The sequence below is a fragment of the Agrobacterium burrii genome (genome assembly GCF_017313405.1).
Lineage (GTDB): Bacteria > Pseudomonadota > Alphaproteobacteria > Rhizobiales > Rhizobiaceae > Agrobacterium > Agrobacterium burrii.
In genome coordinates this window covers 214,045-235,735 of sequence record NZ_JAFLNA010000009.1, presented here as the reverse complement: position 1 = coordinate 235,735, position 21,691 = coordinate 214,045, and the positions used below count along the sequence as shown (strand labels likewise).

Below are 21,691 nucleotides of genomic sequence, written 5' to 3'. Positions count from 1 at the left end.
CGCCGCTTTCTCAATCGGCAAGGCTCTATCGCCACCATATTCGAAAGTCCGTCCGCATGACCGAGCACGACGCTCTCTTTTCCGAACCATTGCTGCTTCTGGCCGGCGCGGTCATCGCGGCCTCGGTTTTCCGCAAGCTCGGGCTTGGCACCGTGCTCGGTTATCTGGTGGCCGGCATCATCATCGGGCCGTTCCTGCATCTGGTCACAGATGCGAAAGACATTTTCAATGTCTCGGAACTGGGCGTGGTTTTCCTGCTGTTCATCATCGGTCTGGAACTGAAGCCATCGCGCATCTGGCAGATGCGCCGCGATATTTTAGGGCTCGGGCTGGCGCAGGTGCTGGTGACGGGCAGCGCGCTGGCGGCGATTGCCTGGTGGGCCGGCTTGATCGACGCGCGCGGCAGCCTCGTCGCCGGTTTCGGCCTTGCGCTGTCCTCCACCGCCTTTGCGCTGCAAATCCTCGAAGACGACGGCGACATGAACACGCGGCACGGCAACCGCTCGTTTTCGATCCTGCTGTTTCAGGATCTTGCCATCGTGCCGCTTCTCGCCCTCGTCACCATTCTTTCCAACCGGCCGGACGTGGCGTCGGATTCGATGGTTTACGATCTCGTCGCCTCGGTCGTTGCGGTGGCGGGCATGGTGCTGGCCGGACGCTTCCTGCTGACGCCGATGTTCCAGATCATTGCCCGCACGGGTGCACGCGAGGTAATGATCGCGGCGGCGCTTTTCGTCGTCATCGGCGCTGCCGCCATCATGGAGGCTGTCGGGCTGTCGATGGGCATGGGGGCGTTGCTTGCGGGCCTGATGCTGTCGGAATCTTCCTACCGGCATGAGCTGGAGGCGGATATCGAGCCGTTTCGTGGGCTGTTGCTGGCGCTATTCTTCATGGCCGTCGGCATGTCGCTGCATGTCAACATCGTCTATGAGCATATTGTTCTCATCCTGATCGCCGTGCCGGCAATGATGGCGGTGAAGGCAGCGGTGATCTACAGCCTTTGCCGCATTGCCGGCTCTTCGCGTTATGCATCGAGCCGTATCGCGCTGCTTCTGGCTCAGGGCGGCGAATTCGGTTTCGTGCTCTTCACCACCGCTGCCGCCTCCGGGCTGTTTCCACAGGCGACCGCCTCAATCCTCGTCGCCATTGTCACGCTTTCCATGGCGCTGACGCCGCTTCTGGCGGTGATATCGCGCCGTTTGACGGCGGAGGACGCCGCCGAAGACACGCTGGACGAAGATTTCGACGGGGCTGGCGCGGACGTGCTGATGATCGGCTTTTCGCGCTTCGGCCAGATCGCCTCACAGATCCTTCTCGCAGGCGGGCGTGACGTGACGGTCATCGACAGTTCCGCCGACCGCGTGCGTCAGGCCGCACGTTTCGGTTTCCGCATCTTTTTCGGTGACGGCACCCGCAAGGACGTGCTGATCGCCGCCGGCATCGAACGGGCCGATCTGGTGGCAGTCTGCACCCATAAGAAGGAAGTGACCGACCGCATCATCGACATGATCCAGTCGGAATTTCCAAGCGTACGCATCTATGCCCGCTCTTATGATCGCGTGCACTCCCTCGATCTCAGAAAAAAGGGCGTGGAATATGAACTGCGCGAGACGCTGGAATCCGGCCTGCTATTCGGCCGACGCATTCTGGAGGGGCTGGATATGGATGGCGAGCGGGCGCTGGCGATCTCCGACGACATTCGTGAACGCGACGAGGAGCGGCTGCAGCTTCAAGCCGTGGAAGGCCTCGCCGCCGGCCGGCAGATGCTGCACAACAAGCCAGTGCGGGAGGTGAAGCCGGAGCCGCTGATGAAGCCGAAGAACAAGGCGGAGAAGCGGGAGGAAGAGGATATGGAGGACAGCGAGACGGAAGTGTCGTTGTGAACTTCGCGGCACTGGCTAAGAGGGGCCCGCTTGTTTCTTTTCCTCAAGGGGGAGAAGTCCGCGGCAGCGGGACGAGGGGGCAAGGGTAGTGAGATACGGCAACGTTGCCCCCTCATCCGACCCTTCGGGCCACCTTCTCCCCGACGGGGAGAAGAAACACGTGGCACCCGCTCGCTCCCGAATACTTAGGGAGTAGCGCTCAAGCCTCCACGCCCTGCCCGCGATGAAACAGTTCTACCTGCATCTCTATCTGCCGCTTCAGATCGTCCTTGATGCTCGCGGAGGCGTTCAGCACCTCTTCGGACTTCAGGAAATCCAGCACGCCGAAACGGTGAACTGGCGGCCGGAGGAAAATGTGGGGTGGGCGTAGTCTCAGCTTCAGGGCAATCGCCGCCTGCATCATCAACTGGCTGGCGCCGAACAGGCTTTCCAGCCGGTTGGGCATGGTGGTGCCGTCACCTTCCGGGCCGCCGACAACGTCGACGCCGATGACGATATCGGCCTTGTCCAGCAGATGTTCATAAGGGACCGGATTGAAGATGCCGCCATCGATCATGATGCGACCATCGATACGCACCGGCATGAACAGCGCCGGAATGGCGGCGGATGCCGCCAGCGCCTGGATTATTTCGCCGGTTTCCACCACCACTTCGGTCTGGGCGTAATAATCCGTGGTCAGCACCTTCAGCGGGATGGCGAGTTCCGAAAAATCCTTCGGCAGGGCCTGCGGCATCAGGGCGTGCAGGATGAGTTCGAGATTGAACTGGCCGAGGCGAAAACCATCGACCGCATGGCGCATCGAGGCTGGGCCGAGGCTCCAGAGCCGGTTTGCAACCGAGCCTTTGCGCCCCATGAGTTCGAGGGTGTATTCACGGATTTCCCGGCCGCTCATGCCGGCCGCCATACCCGCGCCGATGATGGAGCCGATGGAGGAGCCGGACAACGCCACCGGGCGGATGCCGAGTTCGTCGAAGGCCTCGACGACGTTGATGTGGCAGATACCGCGTGCGCCGCCACCGCCGAGCGCCAGTCCGAATGTCGGCTCATGGCCACCCGCGCCGGCGCCTTCGAGGACATCTTCCCCGGCATGCACGATCGTGACACCCTCGTTTACACCCTGCTCCATGCGAATACCCAAATTCTTTCCGCAGAAAAAATCCTGCCTATTGCGCAAACAAGACAAGACCGTGGCGTGACGGGAAGGCCTTCCCGTCAGGGTTCGTAGCGGTAGAAATGCATTTTCGTGTCGCCGAAGATACGGCTTTCGAGAAGTTTGAACGCCGCATCGACGGTGACCGCGACATCGCCGCGCTCTTCCAGAATGGCGAGCGCGCCGGGCGCCAGCCAGCCGCCGCCATGGGCGGCAGCGAAAGCCTTCTCACCATGGCCCTGACCATAGGGCGGATCGGCGAAGAGAAGATCGAAGGGCTCGATATTGTTGACGCCACCAAGCTTGGTGGCATCACGACGCAGGATACGGGCACGCCCGTGCAACCCCAGCGCATCGATGTTTTCCCAGAGCAGCCCCCTGCCCTCAACGCCGTTTTCGACGAAGAGCGCCACACGACAGCCACGCGACAAAGCCTCCAGCCCCACCGCGCCCGTTCCGGCGAAAACGTCCAGAACGCGCGTACCATCAAGACTTTCCGGATAGGCGTGACTTAAAATGTTGAAAAGGCTTTCCCGCGTCCTGTCGATGGTCGGACGAATGGAATTTGTTTTCGGCGCGGCCAGATTTCGGCCGCGAAACTCACCGCCTACGATCCGCATTACGTGTCATTCCCCTGCCACCAGTCGGTTTGCCACCCGGGCCTTTGCCGCCCGGCTTGCCGCCGCCGGGGCCATTGCCGCCGGGGCCTTTACCCTTGCCCGAAAAACCCGAACGCTCGCCACGCTCGCCCGACTTACCAAAGGACGGCTTGCCGGATGCGGGCCTGCCGCCCGGCTTTGCACCACGGGGCTTGTCCCCGAAAGGCCGGTCGCCACGGGGACGATCGCTGCCGGGACGATCCCCTTCTTCGCGGGGCTTGTCACGAAACGGCCGTTCGCTGAATGGCTTTTCACCACGCGCGGTACGATCGCCAAAACTCTTCTCGCCACGCGGACGGTCGCTGCGCGGGCGATCACCATCTTCGCGAGGCCGGTCCCGGAACGGCCGGTCACCGAAGGGTTTGTCGCCGCGCGCCGGACGATCACCGAAGCTCTTTGCGCCGCTGCGTGCAGGACGCTCGCCACGGGGGCGGTCGCCGTCTTCACGGGGGCGATCCCGGAAAGGCCGGTCGCCGGACGGTTTGCCGCCAAAGGATTTGCCGCCGCGTCCACCGCGATCGCCAAAGCTCTTTTCGCCGCGTGCCGAGCGGTCGCCACGGCCGGGGGCGCGATCATCCTCGCGGGTGGGTTCCGAGCGGATCCACTCACCCTCTTCATCGGCATGGCGCACGAGGCTGCGGCGCGCTTCGTCCTGGGCGGACGGCTTCTTGAACAGGTTTTCGGCTTCGGCGCGGGCAGACGACTTGCGCTCCTTGCCGTCGCGGGTCGGCCTTGCACCGGGCGCCATCCACACATTGGCGGTGCGGCTGGTGCCGGCGGGCTGGCGGGGGCTGCGGCGCTCTTCGCCGTCATCTTCCTTGCGGCCCTTGCCAGCGAATTTTCCGGCAGGCTTCGCGCCGAACTTGCCGGCTGGCTTATCACCGCGTTTGGTGTCGAGACGGCCGAGCGCCTTTTCGCGGCGATCTTCCGGTTTGCCGGCCGATCTCTCAAAACGCGGCTTGCCTTCCGGCGCGTCGCCGCCCTTTGCCCATTCGGACTTCGGCGCGCGTTTGGGCGCGTTGTCTTCTTCGTCTTCGGCAGGCGCATTGGTGTAGATCGGCGCATCGAAATTGGCGCCGGACTCTTCAATCAGGCGCGGGCCCAGCTGGTCGCGCAGCATGCGGCCGCGCACTTCCAGCACCTTGCTCTCGGGCAGATCGCCAAGCTGGAACGGACCGTAGGAGATGCGGATCAGGCGGTTGACCTCGAGACCTAACGCACCGAGCACGTTCTTGATTTCGCGATTCTTGCCTTCACGCAGGCCCATGGTGATCCAGACGTTGTGGCCCTGGGTGCGGTCGAGCGTCGCATCGATTGCACCATAAAGCACGCCGTCGACGGCGATGCCGTCCTTCAGCTTGTCGAGTGCGGCCTGATCGACCTCGCCATGGGCGCGCACGCGGTAACGGCGCAGCCAGCCGGTGGTCGGCAGCTCCAGAACGCGGGAAAGGCCGCCATCATTGGTCAGCAGCAGCAGGCCTTCGGTGTTGATATCGAGACGGCCGATGGACAGGACACGCGGCAATTCACCGGGCAGATTGTCGAAAACGGTCGGGCGGCCTTCCGGGTCGGAGTTGGTCGTCACCAGACCGGCGGGCTTGTGGTACAGCCACAGGCGCGTGCGCTCCGCACCGCGGATCGGCATGCCATCCACTTCGATCTTGTCGGACAGCGTGGCGTTGACCACCGGGCTGTCCAGCAGAACGCCGTTCAGCGACACGCGACCTTCCATGATCATGCGCTCGATATCGCGTCGCGAAGCGACACCGGCACGCGCCATGATCTTGGAAATACGTTCCGGCTTGGTGCCGCCAACGATCTCGCCCACGGGGGCAGCCTTGGCTTCCGCCGGTTTCTTTTCACGCTCTGCAGCGGGTTTACCGGGGCCTTTCGGCTTGTTGTCGCGGCTAAACGTCTTGCCACCGTCACGCTTCGGCTTGTCTTTAAAAGTCATTTGTTGTTTGCCTGTTGTTTGGGCTGTCCTATCAGGTCCAAGCACGAGGGTTAAGAGGAAATTGAAACGCAATGGCCGAAACGACGCATTTCATGGAACTGGCGCTTGCGGAAGCCCGTGCCGCGGCTGAGCGACAGGAGGTTCCGATCGGCGCCGTACTGGTTCTGGACGGCCGCGTCATTGCCCGATCCGGCAATCGCACCCGTGAATTGAACGATGTGACGGCGCACGCCGAAATCGCCGTGATCCGCATGGCATGCGAGGCGTTGGAACAGGAACGCCTGCCCGGTGCCGATCTTTACGTCACGCTGGAGCCCTGCACCATGTGCGCGGCGGCGATCTCTTTTGCCCGCATTCGCCGCCTTTATTACGGCGCGCAAGACCCCAAGGGCGGCGCGGTGGAGAGTGGCGTGCGCTTCTTCAGCCAGCCGACATGCCACCATGCGCCGGATGTCTATTCGGGACTGGCGGAAAGCGACAGTGCTGACATTCTGCGACAGTTCTTTCGCGACAAACGTCTCGAGGATTGAGCGGCGAGCGGGAAAGACAAAGCCTCCCGCCGACCATCAGCCATTTTTTAATTGGCCTGTTTTTATTGGCCAGCTTTTACTGGAAAGGGTTCCACCAGCTCTTACCGGTGTTTGCCACGGCCGCTTCTTTCTTGCGGCGCTTTTCCTTCTTCTGTTCCGGCTCGCCGAGATCGGTCAGCTGATCCTGCGGAACGCTGCGATATTCGGCCGGCGGATCGGTGAGGAACTTGCGCTGGTTGTTGACGACGGAGCCGCCCTGGGCATCGGCCTTGGCCTTGCGGAAGGCTTCCCATTTCTGGGTTTCGGTCATCTGACCAGCCGTGCCATTGCCGGCGAGCAGCGGTGAGCGGTAATGCGGGTTGTTCTTGTTGGCATCCGCTTCATCGCGCAGGCGTTCGCGGGTTTCTTCCGGCGATTCGACCCATTGCGGATTAGATTCGCGGTTGGCCATGTTCTGCTGCGGCGAGGCCAGCTGTTCGGCGCGGGACTGGGCCGGAACGACAAGACCCGGGCGCGGGCTGTATTTCAGGTTGCGCTTTTCCTGGTCGTTGCCGGTAATCGAGGTCGCATTGCCGAGATCGTCGACCAGCTGTTCCGCCGACGTCTTGCCTGTCCCGTAGGTCGGGCTGGTGCAGGCGCCCAGCAGCACGCCTATGGCCGTGATGCCTGCAACCGTGCGAAACATGCCAAAACCCTGCGCATTAACCTGCCCAAAAGCCTTCATCGTCGTCATAAAAACCCTTCCAGCCGTCCGTCCCACTGCGCCAGACATCGTCTTTCGGCAGGCGGTAACCCGCATTGCCGTGCAAATCCGGCCATTTTCAGGCAGGTGTACCGGATGAAGAGGCAAAGCGCAATTCATCCGGCCATTTTCATTATGCCAGAGCCGCAAGCATTTTTAGCAAAGCCAACGCTCTACTACATTATGGAGAATTTAAAAAAATACTGTAATTTATGATTGCATTTATCATCGCGTCACATTTCCGGTATAGTATTACATTCGTTACGAACAGTAAAAAAAACAAACATATAAATTAAACTTTGCATTTTTTAATTAACTTAACTATATAATGGAGATTAAATATGCATGGATCATTTGATTATCAAGAAAATATCTCTTCTATAAAAGAGGGAATTCTTGCAGACGCAGCGCTTGGTGATGGAAAAGAAATAAAAATATTCACTACAAAAAATTCTACGGAAATAAAGGCGATCATCGATGTTGCCAACGCATTCCCAATGGATAAAATTATAGCGCGCTACGTCAAAGACGAAGGCGTGTCCCAATTGGTAGCGCGCATCCATGAAAAAGAACTAAAGCGGTTTTTAGCGTTGTGCGCTATATATCGCGGCCCTATAGGTATGCGCGGTCAAGTCGATGAACTCTGGCATTCATTTTTGATGTTTACCGAAGACTATCAGCGCTTCTGCGAAGAAGTAGCAGGAGAATTTATTCATCACGCCCCGAATGACGAGGACACACCTGAAGCCGGCCGTCGCATCGCCGCTCTTCGGTTCAATGCCACATACGAAGCAGCATTTGGACAGTCTCCAGACCCTGAGGTTTGGCCTCTTCTGACTTCAGATAACTGCATGAATGGTTGCGGTAGTCGCTGCGGCGGCTGCAGATGCATGACGACCCCCTAACCCCCCGTTTTTTAAGCGCCGCACCGAGTTCGGTGCGGCGTTTTACGAGATGGACTACATTCGGCCTATGGCAACGAGTTCCCGCAACGCAGCCGCATCGCGGGCCGAAACCTCGGGATAATCCGGGTCGGAACCGACATCGGTGGTGATGCGCCAGGAGCGGGCGCATTTTGCGCCTTCCGCCAGCTTCTGTTCGACCACGACCTTTGCGACTTCCGGCAGACGGAAGCCATCGGTCGGGCCTTCATCACCGACCACCGAGATGGCCGAGGTGATGCAGATTTCGGCGAAATCTTGGCCCTTCAGCGCGGCCAGAAGATCGGCATCGATGATGTGCACGACGGGGGCAGCCTCCAGCGAGGAGCCGATACGCTTTTCACGGCGTTCGACTTCCAAGGCACCGGTCACGACGGTGCGAACCTTGCGGATCTTGTCCCACTTGGCTTCAAGAGCATCATTCTTCCATTCCGCCGGGATTGCCGGGAACTGGACGAGATGCACCGATTCCGCCTGCGGATAACGCGATAGCCACGCTTCTTCCGTCGTGAAGGGCAGCATTGGCGCCAGCCACGAAACGAGGCAATCGAACAGCCTGGAAATGACCGACAAGGCCGCCCGGCGCTTCAGCGACGACGGCGCGTCGCAATAAAGCGTATCCTTGCGGATATCGAAATAGAAGGCGGAAAGCTCGACATTCGAGAAGTCCACCAGCGCGCGGGCGATCTTCTTGAACTCGAAACCGTCATAACCTTCGCGCACGACCTTATCCAGATCGGACAGGCGGTGCAGCACCAGCTTTTCCAGCTCCGGCAGATCGGCGTAAGCAACCTCCTCGCCCTCATAATGGGCGAGCGTGCCGAGCATCCAGCGGATGGTGTTGCGCAGCTTGCGATAGGCATCGACATTGGTCTGGATGATGGCCTTGCCGAGGCGCTGGTCGTCCCAATAATCGGTGGTCATGACCCACAGGCGCAGGATATCCGCGCCGGCATCCTTCATGACTTCCTGCGGCGAGACCACGTTGCCCTTGGACTTGGACATCTTCTCACCCTTCTCATCCATGGTGAAACCATGGGTGACAACGGTGTCGTATGGCGCACGGCCGCGTGTCGCACAACCTATGACGAGGGACGATTGAAACCAGCCACGATGCTGGTCGGAGCCTTCAAGATAGACGTCCGCCGGCCATTTCAGATCCGGACGGTCTTCCAGCGTGAAGGTGTGAGTGCAGCCGCTGTCGAACCACACGTCGAGAATATCCATGACCTGCTGCCATTTGGCGTGATCGTGGTCATTACCGAGGAAACGTTCCTTTGCGCCTTCGGCAAACCAAGCATCCGCGCCGTCAGCTTCGAAGGCGTCAAGGATGCGCTGATTGACAACATCGTCAAGCAGAACCTCACCCTTCTCGTCCGCGAAAATCGCTATTGGGACACCCCACGCTCTTTGCCTCGAAAGAACCCAGTCGGGTTTGCTTTCAATCATGGCACGCAAACGATTCTGGCCGGAGGCCGGTACGAATCGTGTAGCCTCGACGGCACTGAGCGACCGCGAGCGTAGCGTGGTGCCATCACCCAACTCCGTCTCCATGCTGATGAACCATTGCGGCATATTCCGGAAGATGACCGGCTTCTTGGAGCGCCAGCTATGCGGATAGCTGTGCTTCAGGCGACCTCGCGCAAACAGGTTATTAGCAGCGATCAGCGCCTTGATGACGCGATCATTGGCGTCACCCTTCTTGCCGTTATCGTCCATGACGCGGGCCGCACCGCCGTCGGCCGACGGGCCGAAACCGGGGGCGTCTTCGGTGTAGAAACCGTCATCGCCGACCGGGAACGGGATAGCCGGCGAGACGCCACGCGCTTCCAGCTCGCGCTGATGCGCGGTCCAGACGTCAAAGTCCTCGCGGCCATGGCTCGGTGCGGTGTGTACGAAGCCCGTACCGGCATCATCGGTGACGTGATCGCCATCGAGAAGCGGAACCGGGAAATCATAGCCGAGCGAGGCCAGAGGATGGGCGCAGGTGATGGCGGCCAGTTCTTCGGTTTTGACATCGCGAACGAGCTTGAAGCTCAGCTTCGCCTTAGCCGCTGCCTCATCGGCAAGCTTCTTCGCGAAGATCAGCTTTTCACCCGGCTGCGGGCCGAAATCGTTCTGTGCGCTTTCGACTTCGAACAGGCCATATTCGACCCGCGAAGAGAACGCGATGGCGCGGTTGCCGGGGATAGTCCACGGCGTGGTCGTCCAGATAACGACGGAAACACCGGAAAGAGCGGGCGCAGCATCCTTCACCGGGAATTTCACCCAGATCATATCGCTCTCGACATCATGGTATTCGACCTCAGCTTCCGCCAGCGCCGTGCGTTCCACCACCGACCACATGATCGGCTTCGAGCCGCGATAGAGCTGGCCGGTCCGGGCGATCTTCAGGAGTTCGCCGGCGATGCGGGCCTCGGCGTGGAAGTTCATCGTCGTATAGGGATTTTCGAAGTCGCCCTCGATGCCGAGGCGCTTGAACTCTTCCGACTGCACCTTGATCCAGCCGGCCGCAAACTCACGGCACTCCTTGCGGAATTCGTTGACCGGAACCTCGTCCTTGTTCTTGCCCTTGGCGCGATAGGCTTCCTCGATCTTCCATTCGATCGGCAGGCCGTGGCAATCCCAGCCCGGCACGTAATTGGCGTCGTAACCGCGCATCTGGAACGAGCGGGTGATGACGTCCTTCAGGATCTTGTTCAGCGCATGGCCGATATGGATGTTGCCATTGGCATAGGGCGGGCCGTCATGCAGCACGAATTTTTCGCGGCCGGCGGCGGAAGCGCGCAGCTTCTTATAGAGACCCATTTCCTGCCAGCGCTTCACCGTTTCCGGTTCTTTCTGCGGCAGGCCGGCGCGCATCGGGAAATCCGTCTGCGGCAAATAAAGGGTGGCGGAATAGTCGAGTTTTTCTGCGGTGTCGCTCATAATCGTACCGTTGTTGCGCGCCGTGTCGGTCGCGCCGTCTCAATTTAAAACAGGGCAAATACGGAAAGCGCCATGACGACTGTCATGACAAGCGCCAAAATCCCGGACCTTCCGGCTCGTCAGAGCGGGCGGAAAGCCGGGCCAATAATTCGGCTAATCTGAGTTTTAAACATCAACCGGTATTGGGACATGGCGGATTGTTTATGCGGTTTTCCAGTAAAAAGGAAGAGAAAAGCGACAGCAATCGGGGCCGGAATAAGGGTCGGTCGACCCTTTCAGCTCAAAAGGCGATTTTCGCGTCCAGTTCGCTCAGCGGCCGCACACCTGACAGCATCGCCCTCGCCTCTTCCTCATCACGCCTGATCTGTGCGACCAGCGGTTCGAGGCCATCGAATTTCAGCTCGTCGCGCAGATGCCCGAAGAAGGACACCGAACAGACCTCGCCATAAAGATCGCCGGAAAAATCGAAGACGAATGTTTCAAGCAGTGCCGCGCCGTTTTCCGTCACGGTCGGGCGGTAACCGAAGCTTGCGACGCCATCGCGGATCGAACCATCGGGACGGCGGAACCGCACGGCATAGATGCCCGCCTTCAGTTCCGTCTCCGGCGCCAGCGCCATGTTGGCGGTGGGGTAACCCAGCGTGCGACCTAGCTTCTTGCCGTCTATGACTTCGCTTTCAACGGTGAAACGATAGCCAAGCAGTCCGGCAGCCCCCGCCACATCGCCCTCGCACAGAAGCGAGCGGATACGGCTGGAGGAGACGACATCCGCGCCCTCGTCGCGAAAGGCGTCCACCAGCGTCACGTCGAAGTCGTGGCGCTTGCCGGCCGCCATCAGAAATGCCGGGCCGCCCTCGCGGCCCTTGCCGAAATGGAAATCGAAGCCGGTGACGACGGCACTCGCGCCCAGCCAGTCGACCAGAATGGATTGGACGAATTCTTCCGCCGAACGCTGCGAGAATTCCCGATCGAAGGGATATTCGATGACGGAGCGGAAGCCGATGGCCTCGAGAATGCGCGCCTTCAACGGCGCGGGCGTGAGGCGGAAGACCGGCACGTCAGGGCGGAAGACGGAACGGGGGTGTGGTTCGAAGGTCAGAACCAGTGCGGGAACGCCGCGCGCTTCCGCCAGTTCCAGCGCCCGGTCCAGAACAGCGCGGTGGCCGCGATGCACGCCATCGAAATTGCCGATCGCGATGACGCCACCGCGAAGATTGTCCGGCAGCGACTCCTTTTTTTCATTGCGATGAAAGACGGTCATGGCAGTCGATCCATATTTTACGCCGGCTTAAGCCAGACGTTTCTCAGGCAAGGCGGGGCATCCACCAGCCGGGAGCCGCGCCCTGCCCCTTGAGATAGGCGTTGAGAAGCGCCTCGTCCGTGTGGCCATTCAGCGTATATTCGGCGGCGTGAATGCCGCCGCTGATATAAAGAAGGTTGAGGCCGCTCGCAATCGCGCCCTTCACATCCGTCGGCATGCCGTCGCCGATGGCGAGCACACGATCTTTGGGGAAGGCGCCGCGAACTTCCTTGGCCGCCGCAAGGCAGGCTTCGTAAATCGGCGCGTGCGGCTTGCCGGCAATGCGAACCTCGCCGCCCAGCTGTTCGTAATAGGCGGCCATTGCACCGGCGCAGGGGATGATGCGCTCGCCGCGCTCAACCACCAGATCGGGATTGGCGCAGATCATAGGGGCTTTACGGGCGATGAAGCCCTTGAGCATTTCGGTGTAGTCCTCCGGCGTTTCCGTTTCGTCGTCGAAGAAACCGGTGCAGACAACGGATTGCGCTTCCGCTTCGGCCACGCGCTCGACATCCAGGCCTTCCAGCAGCGGCATGTCCCGCTCGGGGCCAAGCAGGAAGACTTTTTTCGGGCCTTCCGCGATCAGACCACGAGTGACATCGCCCGAGGTGATGATGCGGTCATAGGCTTCATCCGCCACGCCGAGCACGCGAAGCTGGGCGATGACGCCGGGGGCGGGACGCGGCGAATTGGTGATGAGCACCACCGTCTTGCCGGCCTTGCGCGCTTCGTGCAGCGCAACAGCCGCATCTGGGAAGGCGTTGACGCCATTGTGCAGCACGCCCCAGACATCCGAAAGAATAACGTCGAACCCATCAGTGATTTCGCCGAGGGTGAGAATGCGATGGGCCATGATATGCTTTCCGGATGCGAGAAAAGGGTGTGCGTGACATCGCAAAGCAGGACGCCGATGGCAAGGAAAAAAGCGGTGCCGAGCCTGCCTGCCAATCCACCCGCCACCGTGCGGACATAAAACCCCGCTAGGCCCGTAACGGATGAGGAGTTGCCAAAAGGGTTGGTTTTCACCCGCCGCTCAGCGCATGGGAAATTTCTGTCATGGAACGCTGATAACCATAAGTCGTGAAATTTTTCCGACGGCGCGTTCTTGACTCAGGCAGAACGCCTCCTTATCTCGGTTCCGCTGGCACTCAAACAAAGAGAGTGCTAACACCCATCTCGTGAACCTCCAAAAGGTTCCTGAAGTCATTTGATCGAGGGATTAGGCAATGACAAGCACCAATTTCCGCCCGCTTCACGATCGCGTCGTCGTTCGTCGCGTTGAATCCGAAGCAAAGACCAAGGGCGGCATCATCATTCCCGATACCGCCAAGGAAAAGCCGCAGGAAGGCGAAATCGTCGCCGTCGGTTCCGGCGCACGCGATGAGTCCGGCAAGGTCGTCGCTCTCGACGTCAAGGCTGGCGACCGCGTTCTGTTCGGCAAGTGGTCGGGCACCGAAGTCAAGCTCAATGGCGAAGACCTTCTGATCATGAAGGAAGCCGACATCATGGGCATCATCGGCTGATTTAGCCGAACCCGTCCTTCCTTAAATTTCAAGCCGGACCCGGTCCGGCCATTCGAAACCAGGAGTTTTGAACATGGCAGCCAAAGAAGTAAAATTCGGCCGCACAGCGCGCGAAAAGATGCTCAAGGGCGTCGACGTTCTTGCTGATGCAGTGAAGGTAACCCTCGGCCCGAAGGGTCGTAACGTCGTTATCGACAAGTCCTTCGGCGCTCCGCGCATCACCAAGGACGGCGTTTCCGTCGCCAAGGAAATCGAACTGGAAGACAAGTTCGAGAACATGGGCGCACAGCTCGTTCGCGAAGTCGCCTCCAAGACCAACGACATCGCCGGTGACGGCACCACCACCGCAACGGTTCTGGCCCAGGCCATCGTTCGCGAAGGTGCAAAGGCAGTTGCTGCCGGCATGAACCCGATGGACCTGAAGCGCGGCATCGATCTCGCCGTCGCAGAAGTCGTCAAGGACCTTCAGGCCAAGGCCAAGAAGATCAACACCTCGGAAGAAGTTGCACAGGTCGGCACGATCTCTGCAAACGGCGAGCGTCAGATCGGCCTCGACATTGCTGAAGCAATGCAAAAGGTTGGCAACGAAGGCGTCATCACCGTTGAAGAAGCCAAGACCGCAGAAACCGAACTCGAAGTCGTCGAAGGCATGCAGTTCGACCGCGGCTACCTGTCGCCCTACTTCGTGACCAACCCGGAAAAGATGATTGCGGATCTCGAAGACGCATACATCCTTCTGCACGAAAAGAAGCTTTCGAACCTCCAGGCCATGCTGCCGGTTCTCGAAGCTGTCGTTCAGACCGGCAAGCCGCTCGTCATCATCGCTGAAGACGTCGAAGGCGAAGCTCTTGCTACGCTCGTCGTCAACAAGCTGCGTGGCGGCCTCAAGATCGCTGCCGTTAAGGCTCCTGGCTTCGGCGACCGCCGCAAGGCCATGCTGGAAGACATCGCCATCCTGACCGGTGGTACCGTCATTTCCGAAGACCTCGGCATCAAGCTCGAAAACGTTACTCTCGACATGCTCGGCAAGTCGAAGAAGGTTTCGATCTCCAAGGAAAACACCACGATCGTTGATGGCGCTGGCCAGAAGTCCGACATCGAAGGCCGCGTTGCCCAGATCAAGGCGCAGATCGAAGAAACCACTTCGGATTACGACCGCGAAAAGCTGCAGGAACGTCTTGCCAAGCTCGCTGGCGGCGTTGCCGTTATCCGCGTTGGCGGTTCGACGGAAGTTGAAGTGAAGGAAAAGAAGGACCGCATCGACGACGCTCTCAACGCGACGCGCGCTGCCGTCCAGGAAGGCATCGTACCGGGCGGCGGCGTTGCCCTGCTGCGTTCTTCCACGAAGATCACCGTCAAGGGTGAAAACGACGACCAGGAAGCCGGCGTGAACATCGTTCGCAAGGCTCTGCAGGCTCTGGTTCGCCAGATCGCAGAAAACGCTGGTGATGAAGCTTCGATCGTTGTCGGCAAGATTCTCGACAAGAACGAAGACAACTACGGCTACAACGCTCAGACCGGCGAATATGGCGACCTGATCCAGCTCGGCATCGTCGACCCGGTCAAGGTTGTTCGTACAGCCCTGCAGAACGCAGCTTCGGTTGCTTCGCTGCTGATCACCACCGAAGCCATGATTGCCGAACTTCCGAAGAAAGAATCGGCAATGCCGCAGATGCCCGGCGGCGGCATGGGCGGCATGGACTTCTAATCAGTCCTGTCTCTGGAATAAGGAAAGGGCGGTCTTCGGATCGCCCTTTTTTTGTTACCGCCCATACTTTTTTGCAGGTGCGGCGTCGCAAGCGCACCAGATGCGCAGCATGGACTTCCAATCGGTCCTGTCTCTGGAATGCAGAAAGGCCGGTCTTCGGATCGCCCTTTCTGTTGAAATTTCGTAGGAAAAACTGCCTTGCCAGATGGCAGAATATCTTTTCGCGCGAGATGCCGGGCACAGGCTCAAGATATTGTCTCTTTTTGAGACAGCGGCAAATTTAGCCGGCTTGTTTTCGGTGACCTATGCAATAATCGGACGTCAAGACAGGCGAATCACCATTGCCGACCGGCCGGATTTCCGCTTCATCAAGCTTATATGTGCGACATTTAGTTGTCTTTTTTCATATATTTCGCGATTACGATGAAGGAATACATAATATTTTTGATTTTCTCACTGAGCGGTTGTTGTAGGCGGAAGAAAATAAACTATAAGTCACCCCCCATAAGGGTGCCGCGACTGGACGCAAGCATTGAAGGGGTTTCAATGCCTGGCAAATACGTTCGACTGCGGATGGCGGTGAAAATTCGACCTGGCGGCGAAGCTTGAAATAGCGGCGCTGGCACGATGTTCATGCGGGGGCGCGATTTGTTTGAAATATCAAGACGCAACGATGCTCTGCCTATGGCTGCGGCAACCATGCCCGATCCGCGAACCCTGTCACATTTTTTCATTTCAGAAGAATGGAACAGCGACCTTTCAAGCGGCGTCCTCCGGCTTGGTGAACACGCGTCTTTCATGCACGGCCTGCCGCCAGGCGAATGCGGTCTGCTCAGCCTGATCCGCTGTTATGATCGTGGTGACCATGCCCGTGTGCTGGAGCTTTTCGAACAGGCTTCCACCGCGGCCTCGCGTTTCTGTTTTTCGACCGGCGTCTCCATCTTGCCGACGATGCGGCAGCCGGTCATCTGCATGGGTGAATCCTCCGGTTTCGACGACGGCCAGCAGGGTCGGATTTCCGGGCTGTTCCTGTTTCCGCGTTTCGAAGATATTCGCTTCGCCGCCTAATTACGCAAGCGAATGAGCTTCGTTCACAAAATGAAGACAATTTGTCTCCTATTGTTCATCTTTATGGACGGATGAATTTCGGCCATTGATATCTCCAGACATTGCCTTGCAGCTAACCGGCGACACGCCGATCATCTACCGGAGATATCCATGACCAGCAGCCAGAACGTTCTCGTTCTCATCGCCCGCATTCTGCTTTCCTTCATCTTCATCTATTCCGGCTTTGGCAAGCTGACCGATCCGGCCGGCACCGCCGGCATGATCGCAGGCGCCGGCCTGCCCGCCGCAACCGCGCTTGCCTATCTTGCTGGCCTGTTCGAATTCGTTGCCGGCCTTGCCATTCTCGCCGGCTTCCAGACGAAGATTGCCGCATGGGCGCTTGCCGTCTTCTGCGTCTTCACCGGCCTCGTCTTCCACAGCGGCACCGTCGCCGTGCCCGGCTGGCCTGACCCGGCCCTCGGCTGGATCAATGCACTGAACGGCATCATGCTGATGAAGAACATCACCCTTGCCGGCGCTTACATCCTGCTCGCCGCCTTCGGTCCGGGCGCCTATTCCGTCGACGCCAAGCGCGGCGCGGCTTTGGCCCACGCCTGAGTCGAATTAAAAAACCAACAAAAAAGCCGCCGGATCGCTCCGGCGGCTTTTTTTGTTTTTAATTCTCAGAGCGCCGCTTTTATGCGCGATGCGATCTCATGAACTGCAGCATCGCCCTCGTGCTCCGGCTTGCGAGCGCGAACGAAGCAGGCTTCCGAGCGAACAATGATACCGTCCGAGAGGATTTTCAGGTGGTTGGCCTTGAGCGTCGAGCCGGTGGAGGTGATATCGACGATGATATCCGCCTGCCCCGCCGCCGGTGCACCTTCTGTCGCGCCGAGGCTTTCAACGATGCGGTAAAGCTGGATGCCGTGCTGGCGCGAAAAGAACTGCTGCGTTAGCCGCCAATATTTGGTGGCAATCGCCAGTCTCCGGCCATGGCGGGCGCGGAACTCAGACGCCACATCGCCAAGATCGGCCATGCTGTCCACATCCAGCCAGATTTCCGGCACGGCAACCACGACATCGGCATGGCCGAAACCGAGGCGGGCGCAAAACTCCACCTGCGCATCGGCATTTGCCAGCCCCTCGCGCACCAGATCTTCGCCCGTTACGCCGAAATCCACCGTGCCAACGCCGATTTCGCGGGCGATCTCGGAGGCCGACAGATAAGCGATCTCGATATCATCGCGTCCTTCGATGCGGCCGCGATAGGAACGGTCATTGCCGACAGAAGCGACTTTCAGCCCGGCGCGTTCCAGAACGGCGGAGGCTTCTTCCTTCATCCGGCCCTTGGAGGGCAATGCAATGGTGATCATGGCTTGTCACTCCCACGCACCGTTTCGATGCGATCCAGCCAGAGCGAAAAGCCCACGGCCGGGATTTTTTCCTGCGCACCAAGCAGCGTCAGCAGCCGGTCGAAACGGCCGCCACCGGCAAGCACGCTGTCACTGCCCGCTTCCACCACCTCGAAAACGAGGCCGGTATAATAATCGAGCGGGCGACCAAAAGCCGCGCCATAGGTCACGGTTTCAAGATCGACACCGGCATTGGCAAGCGCTGCAACGCGCTTATCGAAAGCGGAAAGCGCACCGTCCAGTTTCAGTTTTGCCTTTTCGGCGAAATCGCGGAGGATTTGCGAGGCCTGCGGCAAAGGCGCCTGCAGGGCCAGGAACTGCTTGAGCAGCTCGAAACTCTCATCCGGCAGGCGGGTGGCGGCAAGCGCCAGCTTCTCCCGCAGACGGCGGGCGATTTCCTGCGGCGAGCGGCTGGCATTGGTGGAATAGCCGGTTTCCTGCATCACCGTATCGAGATAATCGACCAGCACCGCCTCGTCACCGGTTGCCAGAAGGCCGGCAACCCGCGCGTCGAGACCGGTCATGGGTTTGGGATGCACGAGGCTTTCGAGCAGTGCTTCGAGCTGCACTATGTCGCCAAAGGCCTGCACCAGCCGCTTCTGCCAGCCAAGCGGCAGGCCGAGCGCCGCGACCACCGCCTCGAACACCTGCTGGTCACCCAGCGTGACGGCAAGCGTGCGGCCGGGCAGCAGCCGCTTCAATATTCCGGTCGCGTCAATGACGGCGCGGGCATCGGCGGCGGCAATATCGGTATCACCGAGATCCTCGATGCCGGCCTGATAAAATTCGTTCGCACCTTCACGGCGCTGACGGAACACTTCACCAAGATAGGAATAACGCTTCGGCGTGCCGGTCGCCGTCTCGATATGGCGCAGACAGACGGGAATGGTGAATTCGGGACGCAGGCAGAGGCTGGTTCCCGTTTCGCTCTCCGTCATGAAGATACGGCGGCGCAAATCCTCGCCGGCCATATCCAGAAACGGTTCGGCAGGCTGGATGACCGGCGTGTTCACACGGCTCGTGCGGCGCGCGGCGAATTCTTCCAGTAGCTCTCCGGAAAATTCCGGCATGTCGATCAGGGGCATGGAACGGTACTTTTCGTCACGGTTCGAGCGGCTGCATCATTTCGATGCGGTTTCCGAAGGGATCATGGACATAAAACCGGTGATACCCTTCCAGCGGCTCATCCTCAACCACATGGCAGCCTGCTGTTTCAAGTGTTTTTCGCAAGGTTGCCAGATCATCGACCACAAAGGCCGGATGGGCTTTGCGCGCTGGCAAGAAATCCTGCTCGACGCCGAGGTGCAGTTTTATCGCGCCGCAGGTGAACCAGCAGCCGCCGCGCGCGGCCAGATTGGCAGGTTTTGCCTGCTCCGCAAAGCCAAGCAGGCCGCCATAAAAAGCGCGCGCCTCGTCTTCCCGACCGGCCGGCATCGCCAGTTGAAGATGATCGAGCGCAAGGATCGTCATGATCTCAGCGCCCTTCGGCGGCGCGGCGAACTATTGCGGCACTTCTCTGGAAAATTCCGCCTCGTCGATCAAGAACAATAAAAAATGATGGCTGGGCCGCGAGATACCCCCCTCTGCCCTGCCGGGCATCTCCCCCACAAGGAGGGAGATCGGCAAGGAGCGCAACCGCCGCCTTATTCTCAAGCGTCGAGATGGCCGGAACATAGCCGCAGATCGATCTCCCCCCTTGTGGGGGAGATGCCCGGCAGAGCAGAGGGGGGTAAGCGGCACGCATCACGTTACTTTCCTTGCGCCCGCAGCACATCCTCAGCCTGCGCGGCCAGAATCTCGCGGACCTTCGCCACCACTTCTGCCTCCGGCACGCTGACCTGCGCCACCCGCGCCTCGCGCCAGCTGGCATTGTCCTCGATCTCGCCGGAGAGGCGCTTGCCTTCGATCAGATCCTTGATCTGCACCACACCTTCGGCACGCTCGTCACCACCCTGAATGATGGCGATGGGGGAGCCGAGACGGTCGGCATATTTCAGTTGGTTGCCGAATTTCTTCCAGTTGCCCTGATACATTTCGGCACGGATACCTTCAGCCCGCAGCGCCTGCGTGAAGCGCTGGTAACGCCCCATGCTCTCCACATCGCCATCCATGACGGTGATGAGAACGGGCGCAAGCGGCTTGACCTGACCGAGCTTGCCGAGGTTCTTCAGGGCGGTCATCAGGCGCGAAACGCCGATGGAGAAGCCCGTGGCCGGAACCGGCTGGCCCATGAAGCGCGACACGAGACCATCATAACGCCCGCCGCCGCCGACCGAACCGAACACGACCTTTTCACCCTTTTCATTGGTGACATCGAAGGTCAGTTCGGCTTCATAGACGGGACCGGTGTAATATTCGAGGCCGCGCACGACGGAGGGGTCGATCTTGATGCGCGTCGAATCGTAACCGGCACTGGTGACCAGAGCGCCGATGATGTTCAGCTCATCAACGCCTTCTCCGCCTTTCGATGTGCCGGCCACGAGTTTGGCCAGATCATCAGCGCTTTCCGCGTAATCCTTGATACCAACGAAAAACAGCACCTTTTCGATCTGCTCGTCGCCAAGACCTGCGCCCTTGGTAAAGTCGCCGGACTCGTCCTTGCGGCCGGGGCCGAGCAGCAGCTTCACCCCTTCCGGGCCGAACTTGTCGAGCTTGTCGATGGCGCGCAGCACATTGAGACGCCGGCCGGCATTGTCCTCGCCGCCGAGACCAATGGCTTCCATGACGCCGTCCAGTACCTTACGGTTATTGACGCGAATGACATAGTCGCCACGTGCAATGCCGAGTGCTTCCAGCGTATCGGCCATCATCATGCACATTTCGGCATCTGCCTGCACACCGGCGGCACCCACCGTATCGGCATCGAACTGCATGAACTGCCGGAAGCGGCCGGGGCCGGGCTTTTCATTGCGGAACACGTAACCGGCGCGATAGGTGCGGAATGGCAGCTGGATTTCGTTGAAGTTTTCCGCGACATGACGGGCGAGCGGCGCGGTGAGATCGTAGCGCAGGCTCATCCATTGGTCATCGTCATCCTGCAGCGAAAACACGCCTTCGTTCGGACGGTCGCTATCAGGCAGGAACTTGCCGAGCGCATCGGTATATTCGAACTGCGGCGTTTCGATCGGATCGAAACCGTAAAGCTCGTATACCCTGCGGATCTTGTCGATCATCTCATTGGTGGCATGGATATCGGCAGCCGAGCGGTCCACGAAGCCACGCGGCAGGCGGGCTTTCAGTTTCTGAGGCTTTTTTGCTTTTTCGCTCATGATGCCGATCCGATATTTTCCTGAAATTATGCCGGTGTATTAGAGGATGAAGCCCTGTGCGGCAAGCCGCAAAGGCTCTGGTTTTACTGGCAGCGCGGGGCAAGCGGTGCTATATGGGATGCACGTATCCCATTTTAGTCGGAAAGGACGCACGCCATGAGCAAACAGACGGCAATTCGCCTGCCGGATGAGACCTATGAGCGGCTGAAAGCGCTTTCCGAGCGCACCGGCCGCACCTCCGCCTATTATATCCGCGAGGCGATCGAGAAGCATATCGAGGACATGGAAGATCTTTATCTTGCCGAAGAGGCGACGCGGCGCATCCAGCGCGGTGAATCAAAGGTGATAAGCGCCGAGGAGTTCTGGCGTGATCTGGACAATTGAATACGATGTTCTTGTCCAGAAAGAGATGCGGAAAATCGATCCGCAGACCCGTCAGCGTATCCGCGCTTTCCTTCAAGAAAGAGTAGCGGCGCTCGACAATCCCCGTCAGACAGGTGCCGCCCTGCAAGGCTCCGAACTCGGCAATTATTGGCGCTACCGGGTAGGCGACTATCGCATCATCTGCGATATACAGGACCACAAGCTGGTCGTGCTGGTGGTCGAAATCGGCCATCGCCGTGAAATCTACCGTTAGGCATT

20 protein-coding genes are annotated in these 21,691 nt (G+C 59.5%); 9 read left to right on the top strand and 11 right to left on the bottom strand.

All coding sequences use genetic code 11. The features are described 5' to 3' along the window. Nucleotides 1–56: 56 nt before the first annotated feature. On the top strand, nucleotides 57–1,883 hold the full coding sequence (locus tag JZX89_RS17875; RefSeq protein WP_149898669.1) for a monovalent cation:proton antiporter-2 (CPA2) family protein: 1,827 nt from the start codon (nucleotides 57–59) through the stop codon (nucleotides 1,881–1,883). A 199-nt stretch (nucleotides 1,884–2,082) separates the two neighbouring features. Here the strand turns inward: JZX89_RS17875 and JZX89_RS17870 are convergent, their stop codons facing one another. From JZX89_RS17870 to JZX89_RS17860, 3 genes are all read right to left on the bottom strand, one after another. Next, nucleotides 2,083–3,009, bottom strand: coding sequence for a patatin-like phospholipase family protein (locus JZX89_RS17870; protein ID WP_207134901.1), 927 nt, complete (start codon nucleotides 3,007–3,009; stop codon nucleotides 2,083–2,085). Nucleotides 3,010–3,095: 86 nt separating this feature from the next. After that, a complete protein-coding gene (gene rsmD / locus JZX89_RS17865; protein ID WP_153513245.1) occupies nucleotides 3,096–3,653 on the bottom strand; it encodes a 16S rRNA (guanine(966)-N(2))-methyltransferase RsmD in 558 nt (185 codons plus the stop codon). Continuing rightward, complete coding sequence (locus JZX89_RS17860; protein WP_207134900.1) at nucleotides 3,634–5,646, bottom strand: pseudouridine synthase; 2,013 nt, start codon at nucleotides 5,644–5,646, stop codon at nucleotides 3,634–3,636. The genes rsmD and JZX89_RS17860 overlap by 20 nt, the downstream gene beginning before the upstream one ends. A 71-nt stretch (nucleotides 5,647–5,717) precedes the next feature. On the opposite strand from JZX89_RS17860, the gene JZX89_RS17855 reads away from it, so the two are divergent. Next, entirely contained in the window at nucleotides 5,718–6,176 is a 459-nt protein-coding gene (locus JZX89_RS17855) for a nucleoside deaminase (RefSeq protein WP_153513243.1), read from the top strand. 76 nt (nucleotides 6,177–6,252) lie between these two features. Here JZX89_RS17855 and JZX89_RS17850 read toward each other — a convergent pair whose 3' ends face one another. Further along, complete coding sequence (locus tag JZX89_RS17850) at nucleotides 6,253–6,909, bottom strand: hypothetical protein (protein WP_207134899.1); 657 nt, start codon at nucleotides 6,907–6,909, stop codon at nucleotides 6,253–6,255. A 350-nt stretch (nucleotides 6,910–7,259) separates the two neighbouring features. Between JZX89_RS17850 and JZX89_RS17845 the strand changes: the two genes are divergently transcribed. Further along, the gene (locus JZX89_RS17845; protein ID WP_207134898.1) at nucleotides 7,260–7,823 is read left to right on the top strand and encodes a glycine-rich domain-containing protein; all 564 of its coding nucleotides are present in this window, start codon (nucleotides 7,260–7,262) and stop codon (nucleotides 7,821–7,823) included. Between the two features lie 54 nt (nucleotides 7,824–7,877). On the opposite strand, the gene ileS is transcribed toward JZX89_RS17845, so the two are convergent. The 3 genes from ileS to JZX89_RS17830 form a co-directional block, all read right to left on the bottom strand. Next, on the bottom strand, nucleotides 7,878–10,787 hold the full coding sequence (gene ileS, locus JZX89_RS17840; protein ID WP_207134897.1) for an isoleucine--tRNA ligase: 2,910 nt from the start codon (nucleotides 10,785–10,787) through the stop codon (nucleotides 7,878–7,880). Between the two features lie 280 nt (nucleotides 10,788–11,067). Next, on the bottom strand, nucleotides 11,068–12,048 hold the full coding sequence (locus tag JZX89_RS17835) for a bifunctional riboflavin kinase/FAD synthetase (RefSeq protein ID WP_207134896.1): 981 nt from the start codon (nucleotides 12,046–12,048) through the stop codon (nucleotides 11,068–11,070). Between the two features lie 43 nt (nucleotides 12,049–12,091). Beyond that, a complete protein-coding gene (locus tag JZX89_RS17830; protein WP_207134895.1) occupies nucleotides 12,092–12,940 on the bottom strand; it encodes a TIGR01459 family HAD-type hydrolase in 849 nt (282 codons plus the stop codon). 373 nt (nucleotides 12,941–13,313) lie between these two features. Here JZX89_RS17830 and groES point away from each other — a divergent pair, with 373 nt between their 5' ends. From groES to JZX89_RS17810, 4 genes are all read left to right on the top strand, one after another. After that, entirely contained in the window at nucleotides 13,314–13,610 is a 297-nt protein-coding gene (gene groES, locus JZX89_RS17825; protein WP_003522946.1) for a co-chaperone GroES, read from the top strand. 73 nt (nucleotides 13,611–13,683) lie between these two features. Then, nucleotides 13,684–15,318: a chaperonin GroEL gene (gene groL, locus JZX89_RS17820; RefSeq protein WP_153513240.1), complete on the top strand. Its 1,635-nt coding sequence runs from the start codon at nucleotides 13,684–13,686 to the stop codon at nucleotides 15,316–15,318. A 633-nt stretch (nucleotides 15,319–15,951) separates the two neighbouring features. Then, complete coding sequence (locus JZX89_RS17815; RefSeq protein WP_149898659.1) at nucleotides 15,952–16,386, top strand: hypothetical protein; 435 nt, start codon at nucleotides 15,952–15,954, stop codon at nucleotides 16,384–16,386. A gap of 150 nt (nucleotides 16,387–16,536) precedes the next feature. Next, entirely contained in the window at nucleotides 16,537–16,983 is a 447-nt protein-coding gene (locus tag JZX89_RS17810) for a DoxX family protein (protein WP_149898658.1), read from the top strand. A gap of 65 nt (nucleotides 16,984–17,048) precedes the next feature. Here the strand turns inward: JZX89_RS17810 and hisG are convergent, their stop codons facing one another. The 4 genes from hisG to hisS form a co-directional block, all read right to left on the bottom strand. Continuing rightward, nucleotides 17,049–17,741, bottom strand: coding sequence for an ATP phosphoribosyltransferase (gene hisG, locus JZX89_RS17805; protein ID WP_207134894.1), 693 nt, complete (start codon nucleotides 17,739–17,741; stop codon nucleotides 17,049–17,051). Beyond that, nucleotides 17,738–18,865, bottom strand: coding sequence for an ATP phosphoribosyltransferase regulatory subunit (locus tag JZX89_RS17800; RefSeq protein ID WP_153513239.1), 1,128 nt, complete (start codon nucleotides 18,863–18,865; stop codon nucleotides 17,738–17,740). The genes hisG and JZX89_RS17800 overlap by 4 nt, the downstream gene beginning before the upstream one ends. 16 nt (nucleotides 18,866–18,881) lie before the next feature. Further along, nucleotides 18,882–19,250 carry a VOC family protein gene (locus JZX89_RS17795; RefSeq protein ID WP_207134893.1) on the bottom strand — a complete coding sequence of 123 codons (369 nt, stop codon included), beginning with the start codon at nucleotides 19,248–19,250 and terminating at the stop codon, nucleotides 18,882–18,884. 278 nt (nucleotides 19,251–19,528) lie between these two features. After that, nucleotides 19,529–21,049: a histidine--tRNA ligase gene (gene hisS / locus JZX89_RS17790; RefSeq protein WP_207134892.1), complete on the bottom strand. Its 1,521-nt coding sequence runs from the start codon at nucleotides 21,047–21,049 to the stop codon at nucleotides 19,529–19,531. 156 nt (nucleotides 21,050–21,205) lie between these two features. Between hisS and relB the strand changes: the two genes are divergently transcribed. Together relB and JZX89_RS17780 are read left to right on the top strand one after the other, a co-directional pair. Next, nucleotides 21,206–21,433, top strand: coding sequence for a type II toxin-antitoxin system RelB family antitoxin (relB, locus tag JZX89_RS17785; protein ID WP_063947698.1), 228 nt, complete (start codon nucleotides 21,206–21,208; stop codon nucleotides 21,431–21,433). Then, a complete protein-coding gene (locus JZX89_RS17780; RefSeq protein WP_149898654.1) occupies nucleotides 21,417–21,686 on the top strand; it encodes a type II toxin-antitoxin system RelE family toxin in 270 nt (89 codons plus the stop codon). The genes relB and JZX89_RS17780 overlap by 17 nt, the downstream gene beginning before the upstream one ends. Nucleotides 21,687–21,691 lie beyond the last annotated feature (5 nt).

Coding starts and splice junctions, on each gene's coding strand:
- JZX89_RS17875 (WP_149898669.1), top strand. CDS start 57: ATGACCGAGCACGACGCTCTCTTTTCCGAACCATTGCTGCTTCTGGCC.
- JZX89_RS17870 (WP_207134901.1), bottom strand. CDS start 3,009: ATGGAGCAGGGTGTAAACGAGGGTGTCACGATCGTGCATGCCGGGGAA.
- rsmD (WP_153513245.1), bottom strand. CDS start 3,653: ATGCGGATCGTAGGCGGTGAGTTTCGCGGCCGAAATCTGGCCGCGCCG.
- JZX89_RS17860 (WP_207134900.1), bottom strand. CDS start 5,646: ATGACTTTTAAAGACAAGCCGAAGCGTGACGGTGGCAAGACGTTTAGC.
- JZX89_RS17855 (WP_153513243.1), top strand. CDS start 5,718: ATGGCCGAAACGACGCATTTCATGGAACTGGCGCTTGCGGAAGCCCGT.
- JZX89_RS17850 (WP_207134899.1), bottom strand. CDS start 6,909: ATGACGACGATGAAGGCTTTTGGGCAGGTTAATGCGCAGGGTTTTGGC.
- JZX89_RS17845 (WP_207134898.1), top strand. CDS start 7,260: ATGCATGGATCATTTGATTATCAAGAAAATATCTCTTCTATAAAAGAG.
- ileS (WP_207134897.1), bottom strand. CDS start 10,787: ATGAGCGACACCGCAGAAAAACTCGACTATTCCGCCACCCTTTATTTG.
- JZX89_RS17835 (WP_207134896.1), bottom strand. CDS start 12,048: ATGACCGTCTTTCATCGCAATGAAAAAAAGGAGTCGCTGCCGGACAAT.
- JZX89_RS17830 (WP_207134895.1), bottom strand. CDS start 12,940: ATGGCCCATCGCATTCTCACCCTCGGCGAAATCACTGATGGGTTCGAC.
- groES (WP_003522946.1), top strand. CDS start 13,314: ATGACAAGCACCAATTTCCGCCCGCTTCACGATCGCGTCGTCGTTCGT.
- groL (WP_153513240.1), top strand. CDS start 13,684: ATGGCAGCCAAAGAAGTAAAATTCGGCCGCACAGCGCGCGAAAAGATG.
- JZX89_RS17815 (WP_149898659.1), top strand. CDS start 15,952: ATGCGGGGGCGCGATTTGTTTGAAATATCAAGACGCAACGATGCTCTG.
- JZX89_RS17810 (WP_149898658.1), top strand. CDS start 16,537: ATGACCAGCAGCCAGAACGTTCTCGTTCTCATCGCCCGCATTCTGCTT.
- hisG (WP_207134894.1), bottom strand. CDS start 17,741: ATGATCACCATTGCATTGCCCTCCAAGGGCCGGATGAAGGAAGAAGCC.
- JZX89_RS17800 (WP_153513239.1), bottom strand. CDS start 18,865: ATGCCCCTGATCGACATGCCGGAATTTTCCGGAGAGCTACTGGAAGAA.
- JZX89_RS17795 (WP_207134893.1), bottom strand. CDS start 19,250: ATGACGATCCTTGCGCTCGATCATCTTCAACTGGCGATGCCGGCCGGT.
- hisS (WP_207134892.1), bottom strand. CDS start 21,049: ATGAGCGAAAAAGCAAAAAAGCCTCAGAAACTGAAAGCCCGCCTGCCG.
- relB (WP_063947698.1), top strand. CDS start 21,206: ATGAGCAAACAGACGGCAATTCGCCTGCCGGATGAGACCTATGAGCGG.